Annotated in this window: 7 protein-coding genes and 5 tRNA genes; 1 reads left to right on the top strand and 11 read right to left on the bottom strand. The window is 54.7% G+C overall.

The genetic code is table 11. The annotated features are described in order from the left end of the window. From NUX24_RS17595 to NUX24_RS17575, 5 genes are all read right to left on the bottom strand, one after another. The coding region (locus tag NUX24_RS17595; RefSeq protein WP_019725119.1) for a GTP-binding protein at positions 1-337 on the bottom strand (337 nt) is incomplete at its 3' end. Between the two features lie 118 nt (positions 338-455). Then, positions 456-531: transfer RNA gene (locus NUX24_RS17590), tRNA-Thr, on the bottom strand. Between the two features lie 6 nt (positions 532-537). After that, positions 538-612 (bottom strand) — tRNA-Gly (locus NUX24_RS17585). A gap of 117 nt (positions 613-729) precedes the next feature. After that, a tRNA-Tyr gene (locus NUX24_RS17580) sits at positions 730-814 on the bottom strand. 8 nt (positions 815-822) lie between these two features. Next, positions 823-898, bottom strand: a tRNA-Thr gene (locus NUX24_RS17575). A 317-nt stretch (positions 899-1,215) separates the two neighbouring features. Between NUX24_RS17575 and coaA the strand changes: the two genes are divergently transcribed. Then, positions 1,216-2,166 (top strand): type I pantothenate kinase, encoded by a 951-nt coding sequence (gene coaA / locus NUX24_RS17570; protein ID WP_032668002.1) that lies wholly within the window; start codon positions 1,216-1,218, stop codon positions 2,164-2,166. A 43-nt stretch (positions 2,167-2,209) separates the two neighbouring features. Here the strand turns inward: coaA and dppF are convergent, their stop codons facing one another. From dppF to NUX24_RS17540, 6 genes are all read right to left on the bottom strand, one after another. Continuing rightward, positions 2,210-3,223 carry a dipeptide ABC transporter ATP-binding subunit DppF gene (dppF, locus tag NUX24_RS17565; protein ID WP_126330539.1) on the bottom strand — a complete coding sequence of 338 codons (1,014 nt, stop codon included), beginning with the start codon at positions 3,221-3,223 and terminating at the stop codon, positions 2,210-2,212. After that, positions 3,220-4,203, bottom strand: a complete 984-nt coding sequence (gene dppD, locus NUX24_RS17560; protein WP_008502772.1) for a dipeptide ABC transporter ATP-binding protein — start codon at positions 4,201-4,203, stop codon at positions 3,220-3,222. Before dppD ends, dppF begins: the two co-directional genes overlap by 4 nt. Before the next feature lie 10 nt (positions 4,204-4,213). After that, positions 4,214-5,116: a dipeptide ABC transporter permease DppC gene (gene dppC / locus NUX24_RS17555; RefSeq protein WP_029742039.1), complete on the bottom strand. Its 903-nt coding sequence runs from the start codon at positions 5,114-5,116 to the stop codon at positions 4,214-4,216. Between the two features lie 9 nt (positions 5,117-5,125). Continuing rightward, positions 5,126-6,145 carry a dipeptide ABC transporter permease DppB gene (gene dppB / locus NUX24_RS17550; protein WP_023334097.1) on the bottom strand — a complete coding sequence of 340 codons (1,020 nt, stop codon included), beginning with the start codon at positions 6,143-6,145 and terminating at the stop codon, positions 5,126-5,128. 161 nt (positions 6,146-6,306) lie between these two features. After that, positions 6,307-7,914 carry a dipeptide ABC transporter periplasmic-binding protein DppA gene (gene dppA, locus NUX24_RS17545; protein ID WP_033146993.1) on the bottom strand — a complete coding sequence of 536 codons (1,608 nt, stop codon included), beginning with the start codon at positions 7,912-7,914 and terminating at the stop codon, positions 6,307-6,309. Positions 7,915-8,534: 620 nt separating this feature from the next. Then, a tRNA-Pro gene (locus NUX24_RS17540) sits at positions 8,535-8,611 on the bottom strand. Positions 8,612-8,658 lie beyond the last annotated feature (47 nt).

The following is an 8,658-nucleotide window of genomic DNA, read 5'->3' as shown; positions in this document are numbered from 1 at the left end:
TTGGGCCGTCAGTCGCAGCAACAACCAGGATCGCGCCGTCCATCTGCGCAGCACCGGTGATCATGTTTTTAACATAGTCGGCGTGGCCTGGGCAGTCTACGTGTGCGTAGTGGCGAGTCGGGGTGTCGTACTCAACGTGAGAGGTGTTGATGGTGATACCACGAGCTTTTTCTTCTGGTGCGTTATCGATCTGGTCGAATGCACGAGCAGAACCACCGTAGGTTTTTGCCAGAACGGTAGTGATTGCAGCGGTCAGCGTTGTTTTACCATGGTCAACGTGGCCGATAGTACCGACGTTAACGTGCGGTTTTGTACGTTCAAACTTTTCTTTAGACATCGATTGTCCCTCTAAGACACGGATAAATCGGTGATATCACCACATCAACCAGGCGAAATGCCTGAATTGTTGAATACAGTAAAATTGAAACAGAGAGAAACGGGAAGGAGAAGTGAAGTGGTGCTGATACCCAGAGTCGAACTGGGGACCTCACCCTTACCAAGGGTGCGCTCTACCAACTGAGCCATATCAGCACGTATTGGAGCGGGCAGCGGGAATCGAACCCGCATCATCAGCTTGGAAGGCTGAGGTAATAGCCATTATACGATGCCCGCATCCTGAAACTCGGCTACCCAGTTCTTTCTGTAACAAAAAAAGAGATTTCTCTCTTTTTCAGTTTGAGCTGGCTAATTTTTCCAACCAGCTCCGGCGGCATTTACGCTGCCAGAAAGTGGTGGTGGGGGAAGGATTCGAACCTTCGAAGTCTGTGACGGCAGATTTACAGTCTGCTCCCTTTGGCCGCTCGGGAACCCCACCGGACTTGATGGTGCCGACTACCGGAATCGAACTGGTGACCTACTGATTACAAGTCAGTTGCTCTACCTACTGAGCTAAGTCGGCATCAAGTAGCGCGCATTCTATGGATACCTGCGCGGTCATGCAACTAAAAATTTGCATAAAACGTTCTTTCGCTCACATTTTATGCGAAGAGCGTATCAAGCGCTGTAAAAGTAGTCATTTGAGGTCAAATATTCAACATATCATCGTGATTTGCACTGTATTCACCGTAGCGTGACGGCTTCCGCGTAACGCAGCGCTTTCCATCTTTTTTCTTATTATTCCCGTCATCTGGTGTTAACCTCCTGCCCATTGTCCAAAATTAACTGTGTGATGAGCCACGATCCGGCAGTGTGATGCTGGCTCACTGAAGCATGCTTATGAGCAAAAAAGAGCAAACGTTAATGACGCCTTATCTTCACTTTAACCGCAGCCAGTGGGCTGCCCTGCGTGATTCCGTCCCTATGACGCTGACGGAAGGTGAAATCGCGCGGTTAAAAGGGATAAACGAAGATCTGTCCCTGGAAGAGGTGGCAGAAATTTATCTTCCCCTCTCTCGCTTGCTTAACTTCTATATCAGCTCGAACCTGCGCCGTCAGGCCGTGCTGGAGCAGTTTCTCGGGACGAACGGTCAACGCATTCCTTATATCATTAGTATCGCAGGCAGCGTGGCCGTGGGTAAAAGTACCACCGCGCGCGTCCTGCAGGCGCTGTTGAGTCGCTGGCCGGAACACCGCAGCGTGGAGCTGATCACCACCGACGGCTTCCTGCACCCGAACGAGGTGTTAAAAGAACGTGGGCTAATGAAGAAGAAGGGTTTCCCGCTTTCTTATGATATGCATCGTCTGGTGAAGTTTGTCTCTGACCTGAAATCCGGCGTGCCGCACGTGACTGCGCCAGTCTATTCGCACCTGATCTACGATCGCATTCCGGGCGGGGATAAAACCGTGGTCCAGCCGGACATCCTGATTCTGGAAGGTCTGAACGTACTGCAAAGCGGGATGGACTATCCTCACGACCCGCATCACGTATTCGTCTCGGATTTTGTTGATTTCTCTATTTATGTCGATGCGCCGGAAGACCTGCTGCAAAACTGGTACATCAACCGCTTCCTGAAGTTCCGCGAAGGGGCCTTCACCGATCCGGATTCCTATTTCCACCACTATGCCCAGCTTTCTGAAGAAGAAGCGATCGGTGTGGCCACGGGGCTGTGGAACGAGATCAACTACGTGAACCTCAAAGAGAACATCCTGCCGACGCGCGAGCGTGCAAGCCTGATCCTCACCAAGAGCGAGAAGCACGCCGTCGACCAGATTCGCCTGCGGAAATAATCAAGCAGACATAAAAAAACCGGCTTAGCGCCGGTTTTTTTCGTTATGGATGTGGCTTCTCGCCATTTTCATCCTGATCGACCGCAAAGCAGGCAACCAGCTGGCCGCCATACTCCTTCAGCTGCGGCTGGAGCTGGGTGCACGGGCCAAAGCGGCGGCTGCAGCGGGCGTTGAATGCACATCCCGGAGGCGGATTCAACGGGCTTGGCAGTTCACCCGTCAGCTTGATACGCTCACGACGATCGTCCGGGTTAAGACGCGGCGTCGCAGACAGCAGCGCCTGGGTATACGGGTGACGAGGGTTATTAAAGATCTGGTCTTTAGTCCCCTTCTCCACGCAGCGTCCCAGGTACATCACCATCACTTCATCAGCAATGTGCTCGACAACCGACAGGTCGTGGGAGATGAACACGTAAGACAGCCCCAGCTCCTGCTGGAGATCCATCATAAGGTTCAGCACCTGCGCACGCACGGATACGTCGAGCGCGGAGACCGGCTCATCGGCAATCACCACGTCCGGATCGAGCATCAGCCCGCGGGCGATCGCAATACGCTGACGCTGGCCGCCGGAGAACATGTGCGGATAGCGATCGTAATGCTCGGTTTTGAGGCCGACCTTCGCCATCATCGCCAGCGCTTTTTCACGGCGCTGCTCCTTGCTCAGATTACTGTTGATCAGCAGCGGCTCTTCCAGAATCTGCCCGACTTTTTTACGCGGATTCAAAGAACCATACGGGTTCTGGAACACAATCTGGATTTTCTGGCGACGCAGCTTCTGCGCCTGCGGATCGTGCTTGAGCAGATCCTGCCCCTGATAGTAGAGCTCGCCGCCGGTCGGCACTTCAATCATCGTCAGCAGACGGCCCAGCGTCGATTTGCCGCAGCCTGACTCCCCCACCACCGCCAGCGTTTTACCGCGTTCGAGGTTAAAGGAAACGCCGTCCAGCGCTTTCACCAGGCGTTCAGGGGCAAACAGTCCCTTCTTCACCGGGTAGTATTTTTTCAGATCGATGGCCTGCAGCAGCGGTTGTTGCGTGGTGGCCTGTTGCGTACTCATAGTGTTGGCCTCCCGGCATCATCGAGTGGGTAGTGGCATTTCGACTGACGACCGTCAGCAAGCTGGTTCAGCTCTGGCTCTTCTGCCCGGCATTTGTCCGTTGCATACGGACAGCGCGGATTGAGCAGACAGCCCTGCGGACGGTCATATTTACCCGGTACCACACCCGGCAGCGACGCCAGACGCGCTTTGTCCTGGGCAAACTCCGGCAACGCGCGTAACAGCGCCTGGGTATACGGGTGACGCGGCGCGCGGAAAATATCGTGTGAATTTCCGGTCTCGACCACCTGGCCGGCATACATCACGATGATTTTGTGCGCGGCTTCGGCCACCAGCGCCAGATCGTGCGTAATCAGCACCAGCGCCATATTCTCTTTCTGCTGCAGCTCCAGCAGCAGTTCGATGATTTGCGCCTGAATGGTCACATCCAGCGCCGTCGTCGGTTCATCTGCAATCAGCAGTTTTGGTCGACAGGCAATCGCCATCGCGATCATCACGCGCTGGCTCATCCCGCCGGAGAGCTGGTGCGGGTAAACGTCCAGACGCGATGCCGGGTCAGGAATACCCACCTGGTTCAGCAGGTCGATCGCCCGCTGACGACGGGTTTTCTTATTCCCGCCCTGATGCACCTTAATCGCTTCCATAATCTGGAAGCCAACGGTGTAGCAAGGGTTCAGGCTGGTCATGGGATCCTGGAAAATCATCGCCACTTCGGCGCCCACCAGCTGGCGGCGCTGTTTTTCAGAAATGCGCTTCAGATCCTGACCGTTGAACTGCAGGTTTTCCGCCATCACGCGGCCCGGGTAATCTATCAGCCCCATGATCGCCAGTGAGCTCACCGACTTACCGGAACCGGACTCCCCGACAATGCCAACCACTTCGCCCTGATTTACGCTGTAGCTGATGCGGTCCACGGCGCGAAACGGGGTGCCTTCGTCGCCGAAGTGCACCGATAATTTATCTACATTTAATAACGCCATCTCGTGCCTCTTACTGCTTCAGTTTGGGATCAAGCGCATCACGCAGGCCATCACCCATCAGGTTAAATGCCAGCACCGTCAGCAGGATTGCCAGACCCGGGAAGGTGACAACCCACCAGGCGCTTTGTGCGAACTGCAACACGTCGGAGAGCATGGTGCCCCACTCCGGTGTTGGCGGCTGCGCACCCATGCCCAGGAAGCCAAGAGCGGCCATGTCAAGAATGGCGTTAGAGAAACCGAGCGACGCCTGAACAATCAGCGGCGCAAGGCAGTTTGGGAAGATATTGACGAACATCTGGCGCATCGCACCGGCACCCGCCACGCGAGAAGCGGTGACGTAATCGCGGTTCACTTCCACCAGCACCGCCGCACGGGTTAAACGCACGTAGTGAGGGAGCGCCACGAAGGTCAACGCCAGCGCGGCATTGCCTATCGACGGGCCGAAGATCGCCACCAGCACCAGCGCCAGCAGCAGACTTGGCAGCGCCAGCATAATATCGACGATACGCATGATGATGTTATCAACGATGCCGCCGAAGTAACCGGCAACCAGGCCGAGTACAACGCCCATGATCAGCGACAGCACAACAACGAGACAGCCGACCAGCAGCGACAGGCGCGCGCCGTACATCAGACGCGACAGCACGTCGCGGCCCACGTCATCGGTACCCAGCAGGTGCGTCAGGCTACCGCCATCCTGCCAGGCAGGCGGCGCGAGCAGCGCATCGCGGAACTGGTCCGCCGGGTTATACGGTGCGAGGAAGTTCGCAAACACCGCAATCAGGATCATGATTACGACATATACCAGCCCTACCACCGCGCCTTTATTGCGCTTGAAGTAGTGCCAGAATTCCTGCAGCGGTGTCATAGGAACCGGTGCAGCGACCACTTTATTTTGAGTGACTTGTGACATGATGGTCCCTTACTTCTTATGACGAATACGCGGGTTCACCACGCCGTACAGCAAATCGACCAGCAGGTTGACGAGGATAATCATCGTCGCGACCAGCAGTACACCGCCCTGCACAACCGGATAGTCACGGCGTTGCAGCGCGTCAATCAGCCAGCGTCCAAGGCCAGGCCAGGAGAAGATGGTTTCGGTCAGGATCGCCCCCGCCAGCAACGTCCCCACCTGGAGGCCGATAACGGTCACCACCGGCAGCATGGCGTTACGCAGCGCATGCACGATGATGACGCGCATACGCGTCAGGCCCTTGGCGCGCGCGGTGCGGATATAATCCTCACCCAGCACTTCCAGCATCGATGAGCGGGTCATACGCACGATCACCGCCAGAGGAATGGTGCCCAGCACCATGGCAGGCAGGATCATGTGCGCCACGGCATCAATGAAGTTGCCCTCTTCGCCCCAGATAGCCGTATCAATCAGCATAAAGCCGGTGAGCGGGTTGGAGTCATCCAGGAAGACCATATCACTGACGCGCCCGGAGACCGGTGTCAGGTTAAGCTGCACCGATACCAGCATGATCAGCATCATGCCCCACCAGAAGATAGGCATGGAGTAGCCGGTCAGCGCCAGGCCCACCGCGGTGTGGTCAAAAATAGAGCCACGCTTGACGGCAGCCAGTACCCCGACAGGAATACCCACCGCAGTGGCGAAAATCATGGCGCAGACGCCAAGCTCCAGCGTCGCTTTAAAACGCGGCACGAACTCGTCCCACACCGGAAGACGGCTTTTCAGCGAAATCCCTAAATCACCGTGCAATACGCCCCAGATATAGTGGAGATATTGCTGCCACATCGGCTTATCGAGACCGAGTTCCGCCAGCAGCTGTGCATGGCGCTCAGGGGAAATACCACGCTCGCCCGCCATAATCATTACCGGGTCGCCGGGGATCATATGGACGAAGGCAAAAGTGAGAAGGGTGATACCGATAAACGTGGGGATAACAAGTCCCAGACGTCGGAGGATGAACTGCAACATAACCCGGATTCTCTCTGATGACGCACGACCAGTGGCGTGACGTCTGTATTGCTCACAAATGTAAATTCCCTCTCCCAGCGGGAGAAGGTTAGGGTGAGGGGATGCATGCACGCCCCTCACCCCTGCCCTCTCCCAGAGGGAGAGGGAGAACACCCTACTTATTATTCAACAGATACGTTTTCGAAGTGGTGTTTGCCCAGTGGATCAACCACGTAGCCTTTCACTTCTTTACGCACTGGCTCGTACACGGTGGAGTGAGCAACAATCAGCGCCGGAGCCTGATCGTGCATAACAACCTGAGCCTGCTTGTACAGTTCGATACGTTTGTTGTGATCGTCGGTCGCACGCGCCGGCTGGATCAGGTCTTCAAACGGCTTGTAGCACCAGCGAGAGTAGTTAGAACCGTCTTTCGCCGCCGCGCAGCTGAACAGGGTGGCGAAGAAGTTGTCCGGATCCCCGTTATCACCGGTCCAGCCCATCATTACCGCCTGGTGTTCACCCGCTTTGGCGCGCTTCAGGTACTCGCCCCACTCGTAGGTCACAATCTTGGCCTGAACGCCAACCTTAGCCCAGTCTGCCTGAACCATTTCCGCCATACGGCGTGCGTTCGGGTTGTACGGACGCTGTACCGGCATCGCCCACAGCTCAACGGTAAAGCCTTTGTCCTGGCCCGCTTCTTTCAGCAGCGCTTTCGCTTTCTCAGGATCGTAGGTGTAGTCTTTAACGTCGTCGTTATAGCCCCACATGGTTGGTGGGATCAGGTTTTTGGCAGCAACGCCAGCGCCCTGGTAAACCGCCTTGATGATCGCTTCTTTGTTCACCGCGTAGGTCAGCGCCTGACGCACCTTCACGTCATCAAACGGTTTCTTCTCGGTGTTGAAGGAGAGATAGCCCACGTTCAGGCCAGCCTGCTCCAGCAGGTTGATGTTCTTGTCCTGCTTCATGCGGGCGATATCAGCAGGGTTCGGGTACGGCATCACCTGGCATTCGTTTTTCTGCAGTTTTGCATAACGCACTGATGCATCAGGCGTAATGGAGAAGACCAGACGGTCGATCTGCGGCTTGGTGCCCCAATAGCCTTCGAACGCTTTATACAGAATGCGGGAGTCTTTCTGGTACTGCAGCAGCTGGAATGGACCGGTACCGATTGGGTTCAGGTCGACTTTTTCCGGCGTACCGGCTTTCAGCATGTTGTCCGCGTACTCTTTGGACAGAATTGAAGCGAAGTCCATGGCCAGGTCAGCCAGGAATGGCGCTTCCGGACGCGTCAGCACGAACTGAACCGTTTTATCGTCCACTTTTTTCACTTCAGCGATCAAGTCTGGCAGACCCATCCCTTCGAAGTATTCATAGCTGCCGCCAGACACTTTGTGGTACGGGTTCTGAGCGTTTTTCTGACGGTCAAAGGAGAACACAACGTCGTCGGCGTTAAAGTCGCGCGTTGGTTTGAATTCTTTGCTGTCCTGCCACTTCACGCCCTGGCGCAGGTGGAAGGTATAGGTTTTACCGTCTTCGCTGACGTCCCACTTCTCGGCCAGACCCGGAATCACTTCCGTGGTACCGGTTTTGAATTCAACCAGACGGTTATAGATCGGTACAGAGCTTGCGTCGTAAGTCGTACCAGAGGTAAAGAGCTGTGGGTTAAAGCCTTCCGGCGAGCCTTCAGAACAGTAAACCAGGGTTTTTGCCTGTACGCTTGCTGCCACGGTCATAGCCACCAGGCTCAGACCAAGCTTCAGCATCCCTGACTTCTTCAAGGAAATACTCATTATTCTGCTCCAATGTGATGTTTTGCTTTGTTGTGTTACGCCGCCAGACCTTTATTTATTTTTTACCCGGTCCGGTCGGAGATGCCCGAAGGCTTTAAAGGGATGGAGAATCCTTTCAGAAGAGCGTTTGAGTTGCAGCGCAGATCGTCCCTGAAATGCCCCTCATGCCCTACAATCTGTCAACAGAATGTGAAAACGTCAATACAGGTGACGGGGATTTACGCTGAGTGTGAGAAACCGCAAACAAAGATTAAAAAAACTATGTATGCCAGTTTTCAGCAGGGAAATTTATGCTACTCGCTATCTTGCAGCACAAGTCTCTTCATATATCGCAACAATCAGTGATTAACTTTTATTCAGAATGGGTAAATTTTCTTGCGGAATGGTGATTATCTGAGCACTAAATACCGCGAACGTTAAAACGCACAGCGAAAAATGCTGAGGTTATCCATAAGCAACGCGAAAAAAGATCAATCTATATATAAAAAAATACAATGGATTATGTCACAAAATCGTTAACAGGCAGGGAGAAGCAGGCCTAAGGGGCGTTTTGGATACTCTGACGGGATAAGATCATAATGCAAAAAGGGCTAACCTTGCGGTTAGCCCTTTTCAGAATGTGGTCGGCGAGAGAGGATTCGAACCTCCGACCCACTGGTCCCAAACCAGTTGCGCTACCAAGCTGCGCTACTCGCCGAATGCGGAGCGCATCTTACTGCTGAGGTGCGCCCCCGTCAATCCCTT

Origin of the sequence: Enterobacter sp. HG048 (genome assembly GCF_024702055.1) — a bacterium.
Lineage (GTDB): Bacteria > Pseudomonadota > Gammaproteobacteria > Enterobacterales > Enterobacteriaceae > Enterobacter > Enterobacter dykesii.
This window is presented reverse-complemented; position numbering and strand designations above follow the sequence as displayed.